The sequence below is a fragment of the Bradyrhizobium sp. MI1.3 genome, assembly GCF_055811695.1.
The window spans coordinates 109658-128868 of record NZ_JBVVPQ010000018.1; the positions used below are offsets into that span (position 1 = coordinate 109658).

The 19211-nt window shown below is 63.6% G+C and carries 20 protein-coding genes; 6 read left to right on the top strand and 14 right to left on the bottom strand.

The window, feature by feature from the left end; genetic code table 11:
• Window positions 1-2 precede the first annotated feature (2 nt).
• Entirely contained in the window at window positions 3-3113 is a 3111-nt protein-coding gene (locus AC0L3A_RS15985; RefSeq protein ID WP_035993472.1) for a DEAD/DEAH box helicase, read from the bottom strand.
• On the opposite strand from AC0L3A_RS15985, the gene AC0L3A_RS15990 reads away from it, so the two are divergent.
• On the top strand, window positions 3112-3342 hold the full coding sequence (locus AC0L3A_RS15990) for a hypothetical protein (protein WP_219681540.1): 231 nt from the start codon (window positions 3112-3114) through the stop codon (window positions 3340-3342). The genes AC0L3A_RS15985 and AC0L3A_RS15990 overlap by 2 nt on opposite strands.
• Window positions 3343-3494: 152 nt before the next feature.
• On the opposite strand, the gene AC0L3A_RS15995 is transcribed toward AC0L3A_RS15990, so the two are convergent.
• Entirely contained in the window at window positions 3495-3755 is a 261-nt protein-coding gene (locus AC0L3A_RS15995; protein WP_007595982.1) for a hypothetical protein, read from the bottom strand.
• A gap of 121 nt (window positions 3756-3876) precedes the next feature.
• On the opposite strand from AC0L3A_RS15995, the gene AC0L3A_RS16000 reads away from it, so the two are divergent.
• Window positions 3877-4608, top strand: a complete 732-nt coding sequence (locus tag AC0L3A_RS16000; RefSeq protein WP_007595984.1) for a DUF3750 domain-containing protein — start codon at window positions 3877-3879, stop codon at window positions 4606-4608.
• A gap of 277 nt (window positions 4609-4885) precedes the next feature.
• Here the strand turns inward: AC0L3A_RS16000 and AC0L3A_RS16005 are convergent, their stop codons facing one another.
• From AC0L3A_RS16005 to AC0L3A_RS16045, 9 genes are all read right to left on the bottom strand, one after another.
• A complete protein-coding gene (locus AC0L3A_RS16005) occupies window positions 4886-5173 on the bottom strand; it encodes a DUF2934 domain-containing protein (protein ID WP_007595986.1) in 288 nt (95 codons plus the stop codon).
• 283 nt (window positions 5174-5456) lie between these two features.
• Window positions 5457-5618, bottom strand: coding sequence for a DUF2934 domain-containing protein (locus tag AC0L3A_RS16010; RefSeq protein WP_007595988.1), 162 nt, complete (start codon window positions 5616-5618; stop codon window positions 5457-5459).
• A gap of 159 nt (window positions 5619-5777) precedes the next feature.
• Complete coding sequence (locus tag AC0L3A_RS16015) at window positions 5778-7499, bottom strand: FAD-dependent oxidoreductase (RefSeq protein ID WP_473254737.1); 1722 nt, start codon at window positions 7497-7499, stop codon at window positions 5778-5780.
• Window positions 7500-7528: 29 nt separating this feature from the next.
• Window positions 7529-8347, bottom strand: a complete 819-nt coding sequence (locus AC0L3A_RS16020) for a sugar phosphate isomerase/epimerase family protein (RefSeq protein WP_473254738.1) — start codon at window positions 8345-8347, stop codon at window positions 7529-7531.
• Window positions 8347-9003 (bottom strand): hypothetical protein, encoded by a 657-nt coding sequence (locus AC0L3A_RS16025; RefSeq protein ID WP_473254739.1) that lies wholly within the window; start codon window positions 9001-9003, stop codon window positions 8347-8349. The genes AC0L3A_RS16020 and AC0L3A_RS16025 overlap by 1 nt, the downstream gene beginning before the upstream one ends.
• A gap of 14 nt (window positions 9004-9017) precedes the next feature.
• Window positions 9018-9512 carry a type II 3-dehydroquinate dehydratase gene (locus AC0L3A_RS16030; protein ID WP_473254740.1) on the bottom strand — a complete coding sequence of 165 codons (495 nt, stop codon included), beginning with the start codon at window positions 9510-9512 and terminating at the stop codon, window positions 9018-9020.
• Window positions 9513-9543: 31 nt separating this feature from the next.
• A complete protein-coding gene (locus AC0L3A_RS16035; RefSeq protein ID WP_007595995.1) occupies window positions 9544-10824 on the bottom strand; it encodes a TRAP transporter large permease subunit in 1281 nt (426 codons plus the stop codon).
• A 61-nt stretch (window positions 10825-10885) separates the two neighbouring features.
• Window positions 10886-11395 (bottom strand): TRAP transporter small permease, encoded by a 510-nt coding sequence (locus tag AC0L3A_RS16040; RefSeq protein ID WP_007595997.1) that lies wholly within the window; start codon window positions 11393-11395, stop codon window positions 10886-10888.
• 76 nt (window positions 11396-11471) lie between these two features.
• Window positions 11472-12488, bottom strand: a complete 1017-nt coding sequence (locus AC0L3A_RS16045) for a TRAP transporter substrate-binding protein (RefSeq protein ID WP_007595999.1) — start codon at window positions 12486-12488, stop codon at window positions 11472-11474.
• 228 nt (window positions 12489-12716) lie between these two features.
• Here AC0L3A_RS16045 and AC0L3A_RS16050 point away from each other — a divergent pair, with 228 nt between their 5' ends.
• Window positions 12717-13376 carry a GntR family transcriptional regulator gene (locus tag AC0L3A_RS16050; protein ID WP_007596002.1) on the top strand — a complete coding sequence of 220 codons (660 nt, stop codon included), beginning with the start codon at window positions 12717-12719 and terminating at the stop codon, window positions 13374-13376.
• Window positions 13377-13409: 33 nt separating this feature from the next.
• A complete protein-coding gene (locus AC0L3A_RS16055; RefSeq protein ID WP_473254741.1) occupies window positions 13410-14303 on the top strand; it encodes an SMP-30/gluconolactonase/LRE family protein in 894 nt (297 codons plus the stop codon).
• A gap of 54 nt (window positions 14304-14357) precedes the next feature.
• Here AC0L3A_RS16055 and AC0L3A_RS16060 read toward each other — a convergent pair whose 3' ends face one another.
• Window positions 14358-15095 (bottom strand): SDR family oxidoreductase, encoded by a 738-nt coding sequence (locus tag AC0L3A_RS16060; RefSeq protein WP_219681557.1) that lies wholly within the window; start codon window positions 15093-15095, stop codon window positions 14358-14360.
• Window positions 15096-15310: 215 nt separating this feature from the next.
• On the opposite strand from AC0L3A_RS16060, the gene AC0L3A_RS16065 reads away from it, so the two are divergent.
• A complete protein-coding gene (locus tag AC0L3A_RS16065; protein ID WP_007596008.1) occupies window positions 15311-15838 on the top strand; it encodes a winged helix-turn-helix transcriptional regulator in 528 nt (175 codons plus the stop codon).
• 205 nt (window positions 15839-16043) lie between these two features.
• Here the strand turns inward: AC0L3A_RS16065 and AC0L3A_RS16070 are convergent, their stop codons facing one another.
• On the bottom strand, window positions 16044-16931 hold the full coding sequence (locus tag AC0L3A_RS16070) for a sigma-70 family RNA polymerase sigma factor (RefSeq protein WP_219681558.1): 888 nt from the start codon (window positions 16929-16931) through the stop codon (window positions 16044-16046).
• 20 nt (window positions 16932-16951) lie between these two features.
• A complete protein-coding gene (locus AC0L3A_RS16075) occupies window positions 16952-17260 on the bottom strand; it encodes a hypothetical protein (protein WP_473254742.1) in 309 nt (102 codons plus the stop codon).
• Window positions 17261-17458: 198 nt separating this feature from the next.
• Between AC0L3A_RS16075 and AC0L3A_RS16080 the strand changes: the two genes are divergently transcribed.
• Entirely contained in the window at window positions 17459-18865 is a 1407-nt protein-coding gene (locus AC0L3A_RS16080; protein ID WP_473254743.1) for a DHA2 family efflux MFS transporter permease subunit, read from the top strand.
• Window positions 18866-19211: the final 346 nt, after the last annotated feature.

Sequence of the window (19211 nt, forward strand, 5' to 3'; positions counted from 1 at the left end):
CCCTAGCCGTCCAGCAGGTCGAGAAACTCCTCGACCCGGCTGAACGGATCCGCGTCGCGGCGGCCGGCGTGAACGACGCGGTCGCCGTCGCGCTGCAGCGCTCCCGTCTGCGACTTTCCTCTGGATTTCCGCAGCCGCCCCGGCAGGAACGTCGCGGCGACCGCCTCGGGCCCGACATCGAGCCTGACGATGCCGCGCCGTTTGCAATCGATCCGGAGCCTGGCGGATGCGAAGAAGTCGCGGGCCTCCGGCGGCAACCGACCGAAACGACGCGAGATCTCCTCCTCCAGATCTTCCAGATCGTCGTCGCTTCGGCATCGGGCAGCGCGGCCATAGATCTCGAGCCGGACCGCTTCCGATTGCACGTAGCCCTCAGGCAGCATGTCGGCCAACGGCATATTGAGATCGGGCACCCACAGATCGGCGCCGGCGTCGCTGCCTCGCTCGGACGCCCGCTTCAGCAGATGACTGTAGAGCACCGGTCCGAACACCTGGACATGGCCGGACTGCTGTTCCGAGAACAGATCGCCGGCGCCCCTGAGGTCGAGGTCGCGCTCGCTGATCGCAAAGCCGGCACCCGGCTTGCTGAACTCCTCCAGTACCGCCAGACGTTTCTCGGACTGCTCTGAGGTCGATTCCGTCAGCAGATGGGCAAAAGCGCGCGTGCCGCCGCGTCCCACCCGTCCCCTGAGCTGATGCAGCTGCGCAAGCCCGAACTTTTCGGGCCAGCACACCACGATGGTGTTCGCGCGCGGAATATCGAGCCCGCTTTCCACGATATTGGTCGCCAACAGCACGTCCGCCTCACCGTCGACGAAACTCATCATGCGGTCGTCGATCTCGTCCACGGGCAACCTGCCGTGAAGACAGACGATGCGCAGCTCCGGCGCCACCGATTGCACCCGCGCCAGCATCGGCTCCAGATCCTGGATGCGTGGGCAGATCAGGAAGCTCTGACCGTGCCGCCTGCGCTCGCGCAGCAGCGCCGCGGCAATGGCAGCGTCGGACAGCGGCGCGATCCTGGTCACGATGGGAAGGCGATGAACCGGCGGCGAGGCGATCACGCTGAGGTCCCTGAAGCCGGCAAGACCCGCCGCGAGCGTGCGCGGGATCGGCGTGGCGCTCATCCACAGCGAATGGGCCCCCTTGGCGAGGCCTGAGAGCTTCGCCTTCTCCGCCGCCCCGAAATGCTGCTCTTCGTCGATGATGACGAGGCCAAGGTCGGCGAACTTCACGTCCTTTGCCGCAAGCGCCTGTGTGCCGACCACGACTTTCAGCGTGCCGCGCCGCAGCCCCTCCTTGGTCTCTCGCGTCTCCGGGCCTGAACTGGCCCGCGACAGGCTTCCCACCTCGATCCCAAGAGGGCCGAACCGTTTGCGGAAGGTTTCGACATGCTGCCGCGCCAGCACGGTGGTCGGCGCCGCGATCGCCACCTGCTTGCCGGACAGCGCCACTGCGGCCGCCGCCCGCAGCGCGACCTCGGTCTTGCCGAATCCGACATCACCGCAGATCACCCTGTCCATGGGATGGCCCGCCGCAAGATCGTCGAGGACGTCTTGAATGGCCTGGCCCTGGTCCGCTGTCGTGAAATAGGGGAACCGTGCGACGAATTTTTCATAAGCCGGCCCCGGTGGCACCAGTTTGGGTGCACGACGGCGGAGGCGCTGGCTGATGTGTTTGGCGAGCGCCTTGGCGGCGACTTGGATTTCCGCTTCCGCCTCGGTACGCCGCGCCCACCAGCTGCTGCCGTCCGCCTTGTCGAGCGTCAGCTTGCCGGGTTCGCCGGCATAGGGCCAGATCACCGCAAGATCGGCCGGTGGAACGAGCACGGCATTGTCGCCCGCGAATTTGAGCCTGATCATCTCGCGTCGCGATCCCTTGCCCATATCGAGGGTCTGCAAGCCATCGAGCACGGCTAGCCCGCGTTGCAGATGGACAATGGCGGCGCCCTTTTCGGGCACATCGGGATGATCGAACGCCGGGTTCCATGCGCGCGCCATCGGCTGGGGATGATGGGCCCGGCTGCCGAGCACGTCGGACGCGGTCACGACGACAAGCGGCTTGCGGCCGGCGCCAATGAACCCCGCGTCGAAATCGGCCAGCAGCGCGCCTTCGCGGCTCCGTGCCTTCGCCACCTCGCTCCAATCGGCCAGGCGCTCCGCCTTGATGCCGCTCATGCGCTCCATCGCGCGAAGGTCGTCCTCGACGGCCGCGACGAACAGCAGCCGCGATCCGCCGCGCTGCATGTCGGCGACGAAGGCGCGAAGCGCCTTGCGCGGCGAGGCCAGCTTCGAGAACTCCGGAGTCGAGATGAAGGCGGCCTTGCGCGGCAGCACGCTGATGCGCTTCTTCAGCTGCTTCCAATCCGCCTGCCCCAGATACTCGCGCTCCGCATCCCTGCGGCCGGCGGCGTCCTCAATCGTGGCCTGCCAGCTCTCGGCGTGGGTCGATACCCCGGCATCCGCGATCCACCGCGCGCGGCTGCAATAATCAGGCAGCGTCGCCCGCTGTCCGCGCGTAGCTCCCAGCGCGATCCGCTCGGACATGGGATCGATGATCAATTCCGCGGTCTCGTAGACGACCTCGTGCTCGATCGGATCGACCGCGACGATCTTGCGAATCGTGTCTCCGGAATGCTCGATCCGGAAGGGAGCGAGCGCGCCGGCGGGAAACACTTCAAACGTCTTGCCGTGGAACAGGACGCCGCCCGGATACTCCGCCTCTTCGTCGAGATCGTAGCCGAGAGCCTCCAGCCGAGTCTCCAGCTCGGGCCCGGAATAGGGCGCGCCCACCTTCAGCGTGAGGCTCGACCGCGACCAGCTCGCCGGCAGCGGCAGCCGTTCCATGATGGCTTCCGCGGTCGACACCAGGAAGACGGGCTTCTTTGCCTTGGCGAGACGCCGCAGCACCGAGCTGCGCCGTCCCGCGATCTCGCGGGATGGCTCGAGGCCGTCGAAGGGCAGCGTGTTCAGGCGCGGAAACACCAGCACGTCGACCGAGGGATCGAGAGCGTGAATCACGCCGCCCAGCCGCTCCGCCCTGCTCTCGTCGTCGCAGAGGAAGACGAGGCCGTCGGACTTCTCCCACTGCTCGAGCAGATGCAGCGCCAGCATGCCGAGCGGCGATGAGGAGGCGACCGCGGAACGCGAGGCGCTCTTGTCCGGACGCTTGCTTGTCGAGCTCCTGCTTCTCGAGCTTGTGCTCTTCGTGCTCTTGCTTTTCGCGCTCTTGCTTAGCGAGCCTTTGCTTTTTGAGCTCTTGCTTTGTGTCTTTATCGCGCCGGTCGTGGCCCGGGCTTTCCTGGTGGGCGCCAATGTGTATCCAACTTTGTTTCGCAAATAGAGGCGAGCGACGACGAGCCCTCCCGTTGAGCTCCGTCGATAACGCGCCTCGGGCCTGAGCGCCCAATGACGTCATTACAATTTTGCAATTGCGTTGAAAAGCAGAGACAGAGCGTGAAGGCAAGCGGCTTGGACGGCCAGAAGGCTAGCGGGCTATTGCAGGACCTTCGGCAGCACTACGACCACATCCACGCTTTGCGCGAGGATATGCGTTGCGACCACAGCGAGCTGGTGCGAGAACTCGTCCTCGATCTCGGCCGCGCAGTCTTCGTCGCTAGCAATGGCAAACAGCAGATTGCCGTCGATTTCGTCGAACCGGATGCCGGCGAACAGGCGATCGAAAATCTCGGCGCCCGCGATGTACGCGATTCGCGCCTGGATGGCCTGGTCCTCGACGAGCGACAACTTCCTCATGGACGCAACATATGGCCGCACCATCCGAATGCAAGAGCAGGAGAGCGCTGGCGCGGCGTGCCTTGCGAACTATATTGGTGGCATCGTCCCGCCTGACCGCCGTTTGCCCTTGAGGAAATCCTTGATTCTGTTCCTGCTGCTGATCTTCCTGCCGATCGCCGTGTCGGCCGGCCGCTATTATTTGCGCGGCGACGGCCGCGGCAATTGGCAGACGGCGGATCGCTCCAGCGCCGGCCTGCTGCCGCCCGCGTCCGCCAATCCGGACGCGCTGATCCGCGTGTTCGCCGCGCGCACGGTGCGCTGGCGCAGTATTTTTGCTGTCCATACCTGGATCGTCGTCAAGGAGAAGGGCGCCGCGACCTACAGCCGATACGATTACACGGCCTGGGGCGACCCTGTTCGCAGCAACGGCTTTGCGCCCGATGGCCGCTGGTTCGGCGCGATGCCGGAAACGGTCGTGGCGGTCGACGGCGCGCGGGCAGAAGCATTGATTCCGAAGATCCGCACCGTCATCGAGAACTATAAGTTCCGCGCCTATGGCGACTACAGCGCCTGGCCGGGGCCGAATTCCAACACCTTCGTGCAGGCGGCGCTTGACGCCGTTCCCGAGTTGCGCGCCGTGCTGCCGCCGACCGCCATCGGTAAGGACTTTCCCTACAGCGGACGCTGGGCCGGCATCACGGCGTCCGGCACCGGGCTCTACGCCTCGCTGTCGGGCTATCTCGGCATGACCATCGGCTGGGTCGAAGGGGTCGAGATCAATTTCCTCGGCGCGGTGCTCGGCCTCGACATCCGCCGCCCCGCGCTGAAGCTTCCAGGCATAGGCCGCCTGGGTGTCACGGCCGGCGCGTAGCGCCATGGCGGGGCAATCCCATCAAAGTCGGCGCCCTCCCAAGCTTCCCGACATTGTCTTTTCAATGTGTGCTTCAGGTCACAGCAGAATCGAGCGCCTTGGCCTAAACTGAACTTGCATGGCCGCAAACAAGGTAACGGCGGTACGCACGAGGCTGGAAAGGCGACCGACAGCTACGGACTTTTGAAGCCGCCAGGTGAAGAACTCGGCGGCTTTTTCTCTGTCCAGGGAACGCGCGGCCGAAGCTTGTTCGCTGCCGATGTGGCTCCCGGAACCTCTACCGTTTGTCTGAGGAATCCGAGAGCCTCCGCTGATCGCGCTCTTCGTCGATCTGCCGTTCGGCCTCGAGCCAAAACTCCACGTCCCGATCGACCGGGCGACCGGCCTGCTCCCAGAGTTCGTAGGCGCGCGCTCGCACCTTTCCGCGCCGCATCATGCGAAGCAGCTTTTGCTTCAGCTCCTCGGCGAACGTCCTGAATCGCTGGACGGTGGTTTCGTCTTTGACAAGGGCTGCCGCTCGCGTTGCGAGTTCGATCTGGTGCTCTATCTTTTGCCGCTCGTCCACCGCAAACCCCGCCGTAGCCACGGGCCTGCGTCGCAGCCCGTGCTGCTCACAACCTCAATTCCTGCTGGAAGGCTCTGTTCCGCCTTCAATGCCAGGTCTTGCTAGTGCCACGTCGTGTCCGCTTCGACGACCACCGCCCTTGCTTCGGGATCTTCCGTCGTGTTGCAGGTGCAGGGCATTCCCTCACCGCAGCGGCAGCCGCCCAGTTCCTCGCTCCAGGCGCGGAGCGGATGGTTTGCGCAGACCCATCCCAGACCGTGGCAGAATGGGCATCTCTTGTCGGTCACAGCGTATCCGGCGTCCGCATGGGGTTCGACTTGTCCTCGTTGCGCAACTCCTGCTCGGCCGCATGCCAGAATTCTTCCTCGCGGCCTTCCGGCTTGCCCGCCTGTTCCCACAAGCGGTGCGCGCGTTCTCTGATGTCGTGATCGGTCGGCTCCGGCATTGCATCTCCTGCGACGAGAGACACGGCCCCACCCTGGGGGGTATGGGGGCTTGGAGGCGGGGCCGTGCAGGCCAGCAAATCGGCGGCGACGCTGGCCCGCTGAGTCAAGCCTCGATGGTGCGCAGAGTTCCTAGCCCTGAGCGGCGAACGATCCGGCTTTCAGTTACCTTCGTCCTGAGCTGAAGCGCCCGCGGCATGCATTGCCGCGCACCATCCGAATACCATCGCAGGCCCGATCATCGTGCCCGGGCCCGGATAAGTGCCTCGAAAGATCGAGGATGAATCGGTACCGACGGCGTAGAGTCCGGGTATGGCGGTCCCACGGCTAGACAAGACGCGGGCGGTTGAATCCGTGCACAAGCCGGCGCTGCTAGCGAGATCCGTCGGCCATACTGCGACGGCATAGTATGGCCCAGGACCGACCCGCCGCAGGCACGGGTTTGGCACGTTCCGGGGATCACCATTGAACCGGTTCAACTCGCTTGAACCGCGGCCGAACTCTTCGTCCACACCGCTCTCGGCATAGCGATTGTATCGCTCGATCGTTTGAGCAAGCTCGCCGCCATCGACGCCGATGTTTTCGGCCAGTGCTTCAATCGTTTCGCCCGCCAGCAAATATTTAGCCTTGAGAAATTTGTCCAAATCCCTCGTCCCGGGATGAACGAGACCAATGCCATAGTCGCCGATAAAGGCGCGATCGCAAATCAGGAAAGCTGGCGTTGCCAATACCGAAGACGAGTCCGATCGCAACATCGCTTCCACGAAGTCGTGATAGGAGTCGGCTTCATTCACGAAACGGCGGCCCGACTTGTTCACCGCAAGCAGTCCTGGCTTGGCACGATCCAGCATAATGTGCGGAAATACCGAGACGTAGCCGTCCGCCTGCGTCATGACCGAGCTCGGCATCCACAAGGCGGGGCTATCGAAATTACGCTCAATCACCGCGTCGACGCGTTCGGCCGCGAGCAGGCCGTCCCCGGTATTGCACGAAGGCGCGAGTGAAAATCGGCGCGCGGCCTCGGGGAAAAACCTGTCGCGAAGCTCGCGGCTCCAGCCGATGCCTCCCGTTGCCAGCACCACGCCCTTGCGGGCACGTATCGCCAATGCTCCTGAGGGCGATGACAAAACGGCCCCGACGACTGCGTCGCCATTACGGATGAGCTCAGCGAGCTCGGTCTCATATCGCAGATCCACGCCGGAACGACGAAGGCTGTCAAACAGCCTCGCGACGAGAGCGTTGCCCATGATCAGACGCGTTCCGCGGTTGTAGCGAAGTCGATCAAGCAAATGCCGACCGAGCAGACCAACGACATGCCTGAAATTCGTCCAGTTGCGGAATGGCGCCAGCAACGCCGGGATGTCCGCCTTTCCGACCATCATGCCGCCGAGGACCATGAACTCTCGCCGCGGGGCCCTTATGCGCTCGAAGTCCTTGCCAAGCTTGCGGCCGTCGAACGGAACGGCGCCGAGAGCACGACCACCGATCGCTGCCCCTGGAAGATTCTTGTAGTCGGGATGGACCGGCGGCGCCGCAAACCGTACGCTCGTCCTCTGCTCGAGATAATCGAGCATCATTGGACCCGTCTGGAGGAACGCATCCACACGCGCGTCCGCGGCGTGTTCGCCGAGCAATGCTTCAAGATAGACCCGCGCCGCCTCGGTGGAGTCTGAGATCCCTGCAAGCAATCCCTGCCGATTGCCCGGAATCCAGATGGTGCCGGCGGAGGTCGCGGTCGTGCCGCCAACCGTGTCCGACTTCTCGCAAAGGATCACGTCGAGCCCTTCGAGGGCGGCCACCAGCGACGTCGTCATGCCGGCGGCACCCGCCCCGACGACCAGAAGATCGGTCTCGACGTCCCAGGAGCGATCGGCTTGCGACATCCCGCACTACCCTTCTCGTCCCGAAATTCTCACCTCTCGCTGCGCACCCGCTCGACAACGGCTCTGCCTGCCGCCAACGCCCGGCGTGCTCGCGTCGCGGCGTCGACGCTCTTGGCCAGCTGAACGGTCGGAACCTCGATGCTGATCGTCAGATCATTCGGCATCGCGCTTGCAAGCCCCATCAGGTCTATTCCGCCCTCGCCCGGAAACATCCGCTCCTCGCGAGCGGCATGGATGAGCTGCTCCGTGGTCGCCGGGCGCTCGGCCGGGCCGTCGCAAAGTTGCCAGTAGTGAAAGCGTTGCGCCGGGATAGCGCGGAGGTCCGCAAGCGAACATTGCGACCGATCGAAATGCAGTGCATCGACCAGAATGCCGGCACCGGGATGATCGACGTCGCCGACGATCCGCATTGCGGTCTTCAGGTCCGGAACGCTGGTCCAGGGCATGAATTCGAGGTCGGAGGTCAGGCCATAGCTTGCTGCCGCTTCACAAAATTGCTGGTAGCGATCCGAAAACCGCGCCAGGTCCGGATCGTGGGCCGCGACGAGGATGTGTTTGGCGCCGAGGCGCGCGCCCACCTCGAAGAAGGGCGTGAACGAGGCAATCTCGGTTTCCGGTCTGAACGCAACGACCTCGAGATCGGCGACAGACACCCCCGTCAACTCCAACCGCCGAAGCGTCTCCCGCAGGAGCGGCGCATCGTCCATCAGGCGATAGGCAACACTGCCAGGCGTGGCGGGCAACAGCCTGAGCCCGACCTTTTCGTAACCGCAATGCGCCGCCAATTCGATCATCTCGGGCGGCGCAAGCTCGAGCACGGTCAACGCGGCGAGCGAGAACGTTGTCATCAGCCGAAATCCGCGATACGGGCGTCGAGCGCAAACATGCTTTGATAAACTTCCGGCTCGCTCGCCCCGACCATGACGTCGGGCGCAAGCTCGCTCGCCCGCCGCAAGGCAGCCTGCAACGAGGCGACGTCGAGCGCCTCGATCAGCAAAAGCCCCGCGAAGAAGCCCTCATTCTTCCGCATGCCCTTCTCCGTCGTCCGCACCGACGTCCGCGCCTCGTCGGTCGCGCCGATCTGCACGGCGGCGACCCCGTCGCACGCAACGAGCGCCTGGGCCAGACCTTCCGGATCTTTCGGCAACGTCTCGATCCGGAGCGCCACGACCGACGCGCCCTCGCCCCGCCCTGCCCGCGCGATCATGACACCGCCGCCCCGCATGAAATTGCCGAGCTTCGGCATGATGCGCTGGGACCATTGCGTCGGAGCGTTGAGGCGCGCCAGATAGGCCTCGCCGTCGAGGACCTCCGGCGTCTCCAGCTCATACAGAATGAAGAAGCGGTTGATGTCGTCCCTTGCCGCGCGGAAGACACGCGATGCCAGGAAGCCCTTCGTCGTCACGCGCTCGGTCGTGTGTTCACGCGTCAGCCAGTGTCGGTAGTCGGTCAGGTCGTGAGCCTCGACGTCGCTCCAGATGGCGAGAAATCCCGTGCCGCGCATTCCGCCCTCCATGCCTACGCCTTGCCGCCGGCCGGAAGCCCGCGCAGAGCCGGTGCCATGGTCGCAGGCATTTGCCCCAGCCGTTGGACCGCCGCGAGCATCGCCGCGAGATAACCATAGGGACCCAGGCCGCAAATGACAGCCGTGCAGGCACTCGACGTGATCGAGTGGCGGTGCAGCTCGTCCCGCGCGTGGATGTTCGAGATGTGCACCTCGATCTTCACGCCCTCGAATATCTTCAGCGCGTCGATCAGCGCGATCGATGTGAATGAATAGGCCGCGGGATTCATGATGATGGCGTCCGCGTTGCCATTGGCGGACTGGATCAGGCTGACGAGCTCGCCCTCCATGTTCGTTTGATGGAACGACATCGAAACTCCGAGCTGATCGGCCAGCGCCTTGCAGCTCGCCTCGATCTCCCCGAGCGTCGTCGAGCCGTAGATGTGGGGCTCGCGGATGCCGAGGAAATTGAGATTGGGTCCGTTGAGGATCATGATCCTTGCGGCCATTTTCGCTTTTCCTTCTTTTGTGCCGACGGGTCTAGCCGGCAAACCATTTGGCCGGGATTGTCACCAGTCCCGGGAATAGCACCATCGCGAACAGCACGATCAATTGCGCGATCAAGAAGGGCCAGACGCCCTTGATGATGTCCTCCATGCTGATCCTGGAGACGCCGCAAACCACATTCAGAACGATACCGACCGGCGGCGTGATGAGGCCGATCGCATTGTTGATGATGAAGAGGACGCCGAAGTAGACGGGATCGATGCCCGCTGCCTTGACGATCGGCATCAGGATCGGCGTGAGAATGAGGATGGTCGGCGTCATGTCGAGGGCCGTTCCCACGATCACCACCACGACCATGATCGCCAGCATCAGGAGCGTGTTGTTGCCCATGAAAGGCTTCAGCAGGGTGACGATCTGTGCCGAAATCTCGGACACGGTGATGAGCCAGGACGATACCAGCGCCGCTGCCACCAGAAACATCACGATGCTCGTCGTCAGGGCCGAGGAGACAAACACCTCATAAAGCTGCGACGGCTTCAATTCCCGATAGATGCAGGTCGCGACGAACAGCGAATAGACGGCGACGACCACTGCGGCTTCCGTCGGCGTGAAGATGCCGAAGCGCAGGCCGACGATGATGATGACCGGGAGCATCAACGCCCAGAAGCCGTCGACCACGGCTTTTACCATCTCCGAGAGCGATGCCCTTGGCGGGGGCGTCAGGTTCTCCTGGCGCACCACCCACCACCAGGCCAGGCAGAGCCCAGCCCCGAGCAGCAGCCCCGGGACGATCCCGGCCAGAAACAGCTTCGAGATCGACACGCCCGCGGCGACACCGAAGATGACGAACCCGATGCTGGGCGGAATCACAGGCGCGATGATGCCGCCGGCCGCCACCAGACCCGCCGCATAGGACTTCTTGTGGCCCGCCGCCACCATCATCGGCACCAGCAGCGCAGCCAGCGCTGCGGCGTCGGCCGCCGCGGAGCCCGAGAGCGACGCGAGGATGCAGGACGCGAGGATCGTGACGTAACCGAGTCCGCCGCGAAAATGTCCGACTGCGACGAGCGCAACATTGACGATTCGCTTGGCCAGACCGCCCTTGTTCATGACCTCGCCGGCGAGCATGAAGAAGGGAATGGCCATGAGTGGAAAGCTGTCTGCGCCGTTGATGACGTTCTGCGCCACGATCTGGGCATCGAACATGTCGATCGTGCTCATCAGGGCCACGCCGCAGACGATCAGCGCAAAGGCGATCGGCATGCCCAGCGCCATGGCGCCGAGCAGCGAGAAAGTGAAGACGGCAATCGTCATGGCGTGATCCCGGAGATTCTCAGGATGTGAGCGCCGGGCGACACGATATTGGGAGACAGCATCAGTGCTCCTCCGATTCCCTGACGGCCACCATGTCGGCTTCGCTGGCTTGTCCGGACATGACGCGGAACAGATCGTAGAGAAGGATCACGCCGGCCGAAACGCCGAAGATCACGCCCACGCCATAGAAGATGCCGAGCGACAGGCCGGTCGCCGGCGCGCGGTCGTCGAGATTGATGATCGTCTGCCGCCAACTTCCCGAGAGCAGAAGCCAGTCGGCGAACAGCATCAGGACGTAGCTGACGATGAAGCAGATGCGTTTGCCGTAAGCCGGCAGCATCCGCACAAGGCTATCGACGCCGAGATGGGCGTGCTCACGCATTGCCACGACCGCACCGAGGAAAGTCAGCCAGACCAGGAGCCAGCGCGACAGCTCCTCGGAAATCGCGATACCGGAGTTGAAGCCGTAGCGCAGAACCACGTTGCCGAACACCAGCACCACCATCACCGCGAGAAATGCGGCGATGATGCCTTTCAGCAGGGTGCAATACAGGTCGAGAAATCGCGCCATACGTGCCGTCCGGGCAAAGTCGGATTCAGAGCCGGCCGACTGGACGGCTCTGCGTCTTGCATGCTGACGAGGTCGACTATTTCACGTCCTTGCGGATGCGATCGAGCTCGTCGTTGAAGAGCTTAACCGCGTCCGGCTTGAGATTGGCGGCAATCTTGTCGACCACCGGCTGCGCCGTCTTGCGCATGCGATCGAGCTCTTCCGGCGCGACGGTGTTGTACTGCATGCCTTTGGCCTGCAATTCCGACAGCGCCTTTTCGGTCTGAAGGCGTGTCTGCTCCTTTTGATAGCCTCGGCTTTCCTCATACGCCTCGCGCATCAGGCGCTGCTCGGTCGGCGAGAGCTTGTCCCAGAACGCCTTGCTCACCAGGATGATGTTCAGGGTGAAGGTGTGATTGGTGGCGGAAACGTACTTTTGCACTTCGTAGAACTTGTTGGAGAGAATGACCGTAAAAGGGTTCTCCTCGCCATCGACGGTGCGCGTCTCCAGCGCCGAGTAGAGTTCGCCGAAGGCCATCGGAACGGGATTGGCCTTGAACGATCCGAAGGTCTCAAGGTAGACCGGGTTCGGAATGACGCGAAGCTTGAGGCCGTTGAAATCCTCGACCTTGGTGATCGGCCGCGTGCTGTTGGTGACGTTGCGGAAGCCGAGGCCCCAATAGCCCAGACCGATCAGCCCCTTCGACGGCAGCGTATCGAGCATTGACGTGCCGAATTTTCCGGTCCCGAGCGCGTCGGCCTGCTCGATGGTCTTCACGATGAATGGAAAGTCGATGAGGCCGAACTCCGGCACGACGGTTGCGAGCGACGTCGTCGAGGCCGAGAGCATTTCCTGGGTACCGCCGCGCAGCGCCGATTGCTGCTGCAGCTCGTTGCCGAGCTGCGAGGCCGCGAACTCACGGATCTTCATCTTGCCCCCGCTCTTCGCCAGCAGGATCTCCGCAAATTTCTGCACCCCCGCGCTGACGGGGTGATCGGTGTTGTTCAGGTGTCCCCACCTGATCGTGCGCTCCTGAATGTCCTCAGCGGATGCGCCGACCGTCAGCGCCACGCAGATCGCCGTCGCAGACAGCGCCCGTACCAACAAGCTCATCGTTTCCTCCCTGTTCGACCGGGCACGACCGGCGGCTTAAGCCATTATTTTTCGTGCCCTCAGCCTATTTAGACATCACACATACATTTCCGTGTCAAATGACGATACCTATTTCATATGATGATTTGTCATACATCATACATCTGAAATCTGCTATAGTGCTGGCAACATTGATGGTTCGGCCGCGTCCGAAGTGGCCGACGATCGGGACAGGCGGGATCAGAAGGCATGACGTCAGTCGAGGAACGGCCCCTGTCGGCAGGCCACAGCGGCTATCAGCGCATCCGGGCCGACATCATTTTCGGAGTGCTCACGCCATCCGGACGCCTCAAGCTCGACGCCATGAAGGAGGACTACGGGGTCAGCATCTCCACACTGCGCGAGATCCTCAATCGTCTGACCTCCGAGGGCTTCGTGGTTGCCGAGGGCCAGCGCGGCTTCGAGGTGGCGCCGATCTCCATCCAGAACCTGCGTGAGCTCGCCGGCCTGCGCATCCTGCTGGAGCATCACGCGATGGCCGAGTCGTTTCGTGCCGGCGACGTCGAGTGGGAGGGCCGCGTGGTGTCCGCGCATCACAAGCTGGCGGCCACCGAACGCACCGTCCTCAAGGAGGGTGACGATCCCGAGCTGCGCAAACGCTACGACGGCGAATTCCACCAGGCGCTGATCTCGAGTTGCGGTTCGCGCGAGCTGATGCAGACCCATGCGGTCGTGTTCGACAAATATTTCCGCTATGCGCTGCGCTACCGCGGCGCGGAGACGATCAACCAGCACAAGGCGCTGCTCGAATGCGCCCTCAAGCGCGACATCAAAGGCGCCAAAACCGTGCTCACCGAGCACATCAACGGGTGCGTCGCGCACGCCCTCGCCTCCTGGAACGAGGACTGATCGCCCGGCTCGCGGCTGGAATCGGATATCGGAATGACCGCCGACATGATCCCCGCATATCGGGTCGAGACCGCGGTCGCCGCAGGCGACATCCTCGGGGAGACGCCGTTGTGGTGTGACCGCTCCCGTAAGCTGTGGTGGGTCGACGTCGACCGGCGGCTGCATCAATCGTTCGATCCGGCGACAGGCGCTCATCAGGTTGTTCCGTACGCATGCAACTTTCTCGGCAGTCAGGCTCTGACGGCGGATGGCTCCCACCTGCTCGCGAAGGATCTGGGACTTTATCGCCGCGCGTCCGATGACGGTCGTCCAGTTCAGCTCTGCGAGGTCGAAAGCGGCCTCGACAACCGCCTCAACGACGGGCGCGTCGACGCCCGGGGCCGGCTATGGATCGGCACCATGGACAACCAGCTGCATCGACCGAACGGAGCGCTGTATCGCGTAGATGCCGACGGCCGGACGGTGCGCATGTTCGGCGATGTCATCGTAACGAACGGCATCGCGTTCTCACCCGACAATCGCACGCTCTACTTCACGGATACCAGGCGTTACCGCACCTGGCAGTTCGACTTCGATCTCGATGACGGCGTGATCCGAAACAGGCGGCTGTTCGCGGATTGCAGCGCCTCCGGGGAGAGGCCCGACGGCGCTTGTATCGACGTCGCCGGCGGATTGTGGACCGCATTCTTCTCCGGCGGCCGGGTGGTGCGCTATCGGCCGGACGGCCGGATCGACACCGTCATTCCGGTGCCGGCGACCAATCCGACCTGCGTGTGCTTCGGCGGAGCCGATCTGAAGACCTTGTTCGTGACGACGGCGCGAAAGTTTCTAGATCGTGAGCAATTGAGCCGCGAACCCCAAGCGGGTCATGTTCTGGCCATTGAGGGCATCGCACAGGGACTTCCAGAACACCGCTTCGGCAATTGATCCTGAACCCTCTTCATTCAGAACCCTTGCACGGGCCGTCGTGAACCGGCTTCGCTACCATTTCTCGCCGAAGGGACGAATCTCCAGCTCGAAGGTCCAGGCGCTTTTGGGTTGCTGATAGAGCATCCAGTAGGATTCGGCGACCGACGATGGCGGCATCAGGAGGTCGGGATTGTCCAGCGCGTTCGGACCGAGCGCCTCGATCCGCCGTTGCCGGACCCATTCCGTGTCGACGCCGGAATCGATGATCAGATGCGCCACGTGAATGTTCTTCGGGCCCAATTCGCGCGCCGCGGCTTGCGCGACCGCCCGCAGGCCGAACTTGGCGCTGGCGAAGGCCGCATAGCCGCTGCCGCCGCGCAAGCTCGCCGTCGCACCTGTGAAGAAGATGTTGCCCTGGCCACGGGGCAGCATCAGGCGCGCGGCCTCGCGGCCGGCGAGGAAACCGGAATAGCAAGCCATTTCCCAGACCTTGCGGAACACCCGTTCGGTCGTGTCCAGAATCGGAAAGTTGACGTTGGCGCCGACGTTGAAGATGCAAACCTCGAGCGGGGCGTGCTTGTCGGCATCGCCGAGAAACGAGATGACCTGGTCTTCCTTGCGCGCGTCGAGCGCGCGCGCGTGAATTTCGCCGCCGGCCTGCTCGATCTCCTTGACGAGCGGTTCGAGCTTGGCGCCGTCGCGGCGTCCCGCAAACACCGTAAAGCCCTCGGAGGCGAACTTCTTTGCAATCTCGCTGCCGATAAAATCACCGGCGCCGATCACGGCCACGGTCGCGTTTCTCTTTTGCATGGGACTTCTCCCGGTCAGGTCTGGATCCGGTCGTCGGATCATAATTCAGACCGCGGATTGTCTTACAGTTCTAAAACCGAACTGTCAATTCGAGTAGATTTTGTGCTCTAGGAAAGACATTGTCTCGCAGTAGGTACCGATTTAGAATGGTATCTGAACCAAAGGCTTCCTGAACGATATTCGCGCGGAAGCCGCGGGCAGAGTGGAGATCTGGAATGAAATGGGGTGAGCTGGAGGACGAGCCGTGTTCGATGGCCCGAACCATCGGCGTGATCGGCGACCGCTGGACCCTTCTGATCCTGCGTGAATGCTTCCTGCGCACACGCCGTTTCGAGGGCTTTCAGTCTTCGCTCGGAATCACGCGCCACCTGCTCGCCGAGCGGCTGAAGAAGCTGGTCCGGCAAGGCGTGTTGCGGCGTATCCCCTATCAGGACTCGCCCAAGCGGCACGAATACATCCTCACTCAGAAGGGGCTCGATCTCTATCCGATCATGATGGCGATCGTGCATTGGGGCGACACTCATATGGTCGACGCGCGCGGACGACCTTTGCTGCATCAACACCGCAAATGCGGCAAGGACTTCGATCCGGTCATGGTTTGCTCCGAATGCGGCGAGCCGCTTTTGGCCAAGGAGATTCATACCCACCCCGGCCCTGGTGCTCGACGCACCCCGGCGCCGGAGAAGCCGAAGGCAAAGCGAGAGACAAGGGCAAAGACAAAGGCCCACCGCAGCGCCGCGTGAGATGGCTGCGTAGCGCGAGCAACGTTCGACATATCCCTGGAAATGGTGCGACCGATCTTTCAAACGGACATGAACTCTCGTTCCCGCGGCGCATTTCGCGCGAGCTTTGCTTCATCACTCACCCGCTCAAATCCAAGAGGGCACAAGGAAGGCCGGGTGCCGGCTGGCACCCGCGGTCCGCTGCGCGAAAAGCACATAGGCAAGTTCACCCTCTATCCACCACGCACTCCGCACCATCGATAACATAGGCTGCGTGACGAAAATCCCTGATAGTGGCGAGCTTGCCGGCGGACCAGTCGAGCAGCATGAAATATTTCGCCCGCCCGGCTGGCTCGTTCGGATCGAACACCAGGATCGCGGGACGTCCCTCGACCTGCCCCGTCACCAGGTGCCAGTCGCTGACCTTCGAATAATTGCCGAAATAGTTCGACACCTCGGCCTTGCCTTTCAGCCTGGTGCGGTTGACGAGCTCGAGCCTGACGTCGTCGGCGATCATGGCGCGGATCGCGTCGAAGTCGCGAGCGTTGAAATGGCCGACATAGGCGCTAAGCCGCGTCCGATCGGCTTCCGACAGGCCCGGCTGCGACACGTCGTCCGGCTCTCCGGCGAACTCACGCAGCTGCGTGCGTCCGCGATGCAGCGTGGCCTTCACCGCCGGCAGGCTGAAATCCATGATGTCGCAGACCTCGGCAAGCGAGCAGCCGAGCACGTCCATCAGGATCACGCTGGAGCGCTGCGCCACTGGCAGCCGCATGAAGGTGCGCAGGCTGGTCGCGGCGATCTGGCGGCTTTCCACATCATCGAGCCGGTCGGCAATCATCTCCACCTCCTCGGCCGAATGCAGCGCCTCCTGCCGGTTGCGGCGGCGCAGGAAATCCAGCGCGGTGTTGTGCGCGATGCGGAACAGCCAGCCCTCCATATTGACAGGCGTGACCGATTGCAGCGCTTCCATCGCCTTGATCAGCGCATCCTGCAGCACATCCTCACCGTCGATGACCGAGCCGACCATGCGCGCGCAGTAGCGATGCAGTTTCGGCCGCATCCGCGCCAGCAGGGCCTCGACATCGACGGTGGCCAGGGGGTCTGGCGCCATTGCTCCTCCGCTTCGCCTGCTCAGGACTCGTCCAGCATACGATAGTTGCCGACAATCCTCACATCACGAACCAGCGGCAGCTCCGCGCAGCGGTCACGGATGCCGTCCTGGAATGTCTGAAATGCCTTGAGCTTCGGGATCGGGCTCGAGCCGTCCTCGGCCGCGGCCTCGACAAGATGGATGAAGGTGTCGTCCTCCAGCCGCAGCGTCAGATAGCGCACACCGTCCGGCCCGGCCGCCTTCAATTCGGCAAATACGGCCGAAACCAGCTCAGCATTCCGATCGGCCAGCTCCGGCCTGGCCCTGTACCTGATCAACGTCCTTCTCATCGCGCGCTCCTTGCTCATGTCGCGACCTGGTTCGCTCAAAATCGCGCACATGGCCGCATCACCCCCAAGGACGTTTACCGACCGGCGAAGGATGCGGCCCGGAAACAATTATTTTTGGGCGCATCCTTTGCCGCTCAGCCCTCGTCTAGCCCGCAGAACGCGCCGCGACAGGCTGGCGCGACACACGGAGAGAGGGCGATGCAGACCCCGACCAATCGCGCCGCGCAGAACTGGGTGCTCGGCGTCACCGCGCTGGCATCCTTCATGATGGCGCTGGACGCCATGATCATCACGACGGCATTCGCGACCATCCGCGCCGAATTCGGCAGCCCGGTCGAGACGCTGCAATGGACCGTCAACGCCTTCAACCTGACCTTTGCCGTGCTGCTCCTGACCGGTGCCGCGCTCGGCGACCGCTTCGGTCGCCGCCGCATGTTCGCGGCCGGGCTCGCCCTGTTCGTCGTTGCATCGGCGGCCTGTGCGCTCGCAGGCAATGCCACCGCGCTGATCGCCGCCCGCGCGCTGCAGGGCGCCGGCGCTGCGCTGGTGATGCCGCTGGCCATGGCGATCCTGAGCGGCACGTTCGGCCGCGAGGAGCGCGCCCGCGCGCTCGGCATTTTCGCCAGCATCACCGGCTGCGCGCTGATCATCGGCCCCGCCATCGGCGGCTTCATCACCGAACATTTCGGCTGGCGCTGGGTGTTCTGGATCAACCTGCCGATCGGCCTGATCGCGATCACCCTGGTGCTGGCACGGTTGCGCGAAAGCTTCGGCCCGGCCGCCGCGTTGGACATCCCCGGACTGGCGCTTGTTGCGCTGGCGGCGCTGGCGTGGGTGTGGAGCCTGTTGCGCGGCAACGCCGTGGGGTGGGCGAGCGCCGAAATCATCGCCACGCTGATGTCGGGCCTGGTGTTCACGGCCGGCTTCGTGCTCTGGGAATTGCGCGCGGCCGCGCCGATGGTGCCGATGCGGCTGTTCTCATCGCGGGCGCTTGCCTCCGGCATGTCCGCAAGCGTGCTGTTCTACGCCGCGATGTATGGCGTCTTGTTCCTGCTGCCGCAGTTCCTCCAGACCGCGCTGGGCTTCGACGCCTTCGGCGCCGGACTTCGCCTGCTCCCCTGGACAGCGACGCTGTTCGTCACCGCCCCGATCGCGGGCGCGGTCGTCAACAGGTTCGGCGAGCGGCCGCTGGTGGTGACGGGATTGCTGATGCAGGCGATCGGCCTCGGCTGGATCGCGGAGATCGTGAGCTCCGCGGTTACCTACTCCGCTCTGGTCGCGCCGCTGGTGCTGGCCGGCGTCGGTGTCTCGATGGCGATGCCGGCAGCACAGAACGCCATCCTGAGCTCGGTCGCGGTGGCCGAAATGGGCAAGGCGTCCGGCATCTTCAACATGGGCCGCTTCCTCGGCGGCATGTTCGGCATCGCCGCGCTGGTGGCGAACTTCTCGGCCCATGGCGGGGTCGATTCGGCCGCTCATTTCGAGAGCGGATTTGCCGCGGCGATGAGCCTCGCCGCAACGCTGTCGCTGGCCGGCGCGATTGCAGGGTTTTTCCTGCCGGCACGGCGACGGACCGCCGGCGCAGCCGCGCCGCAAGATGCGTGAGGCTGACAACACTGGAGTTTCGTTATCGGGCTGGCGCCTTGTGCCGTCACGCTTCTTTCTGATCATGAAGCGTCGTTCTAAAATGAAAACGACATCTGGTGGAAGACATCGCAGTCCTCCGACACGCATTGCAACCCGCAGGACACGTCTTCGCGTTCTCGCGGCGAAATTCGCCCGAGGTTTGCCTGGTCACTCCACTCTCTAAGCCAAGAGGGCGCAGGGAAGGCCGGGTGCCGGCTGGCACCCGCGGTCCGCTGCGCGAAAATGTAGCGCAAGGAAACCGCACAGCAGCATACAGGTGGTGCCAATCACTCGGCCTTCCCTGCGCGATGGTTGGACGGCTTAT

What these genes read in the sequence shown, in the direction of transcription:
- AC0L3A_RS15990 (WP_219681540.1), top strand. Translation starts at nt 3,112, where the DNA reads ATGCCGAGCGGCGATGAGGAGGCGACCGCGGAACGCGAGGCGCTCTTG.
- AC0L3A_RS15985 (WP_035993472.1), bottom strand. Translation starts at nt 3,113, where the DNA reads ATGCTGGCGCTGCATCTGCTCGAGCAGTGGGAGAAGTCCGACGGCCTC.
- AC0L3A_RS15995 (WP_007595982.1), bottom strand. Translation starts at nt 3,755, where the DNA reads ATGAGGAAGTTGTCGCTCGTCGAGGACCAGGCCATCCAGGCGCGAATC.
- AC0L3A_RS16010 (WP_007595988.1), bottom strand. Translation starts at nt 5,618, where the DNA reads ATGCCGGAGCCGACCGATCACGACATCAGAGAACGCGCGCACCGCTTG.
- AC0L3A_RS16015 (WP_473254737.1), bottom strand. Translation starts at nt 7,499, where the DNA reads ATGTCGCAAGCCGATCGCTCCTGGGACGTCGAGACCGATCTTCTGGTC.
- AC0L3A_RS16020 (WP_473254738.1), bottom strand. Translation starts at nt 8,347, where the DNA reads ATGACAACGTTCTCGCTCGCCGCGTTGACCGTGCTCGAGCTTGCGCCG.
- AC0L3A_RS16025 (WP_473254739.1), bottom strand. Translation starts at nt 9,003, where the DNA reads ATGCGCGGCACGGGATTTCTCGCCATCTGGAGCGACGTCGAGGCTCAC.
- AC0L3A_RS16030 (WP_473254740.1), bottom strand. Translation starts at nt 9,512, where the DNA reads ATGGCCGCAAGGATCATGATCCTCAACGGACCCAATCTCAATTTCCTC.
- AC0L3A_RS16035 (WP_007595995.1), bottom strand. Translation starts at nt 10,824, where the DNA reads ATGACGATTGCCGTCTTCACTTTCTCGCTGCTCGGCGCCATGGCGCTG.
- AC0L3A_RS16040 (WP_007595997.1), bottom strand. Translation starts at nt 11,395, where the DNA reads ATGGCGCGATTTCTCGACCTGTATTGCACCCTGCTGAAAGGCATCATC.
- AC0L3A_RS16045 (WP_007595999.1), bottom strand. Translation starts at nt 12,488, where the DNA reads ATGAGCTTGTTGGTACGGGCGCTGTCTGCGACGGCGATCTGCGTGGCG.
- AC0L3A_RS16050 (WP_007596002.1), top strand. Translation starts at nt 12,717, where the DNA reads ATGACGTCAGTCGAGGAACGGCCCCTGTCGGCAGGCCACAGCGGCTAT.
- AC0L3A_RS16055 (WP_473254741.1), top strand. Translation starts at nt 13,410, where the DNA reads ATGACCGCCGACATGATCCCCGCATATCGGGTCGAGACCGCGGTCGCC.
- AC0L3A_RS16060 (WP_219681557.1), bottom strand. Translation starts at nt 15,095, where the DNA reads ATGCAAAAGAGAAACGCGACCGTGGCCGTGATCGGCGCCGGTGATTTT.
- AC0L3A_RS16065 (WP_007596008.1), top strand. Translation starts at nt 15,311, where the DNA reads ATGAAATGGGGTGAGCTGGAGGACGAGCCGTGTTCGATGGCCCGAACC.
- AC0L3A_RS16070 (WP_219681558.1), bottom strand. Translation starts at nt 16,931, where the DNA reads ATGGCGCCAGACCCCCTGGCCACCGTCGATGTCGAGGCCCTGCTGGCG.
- AC0L3A_RS16075 (WP_473254742.1), bottom strand. Translation starts at nt 17,260, where the DNA reads ATGAGAAGGACGTTGATCAGGTACAGGGCCAGGCCGGAGCTGGCCGAT.
- AC0L3A_RS16080 (WP_473254743.1), top strand. Translation starts at nt 17,459, where the DNA reads ATGCAGACCCCGACCAATCGCGCCGCGCAGAACTGGGTGCTCGGCGTC.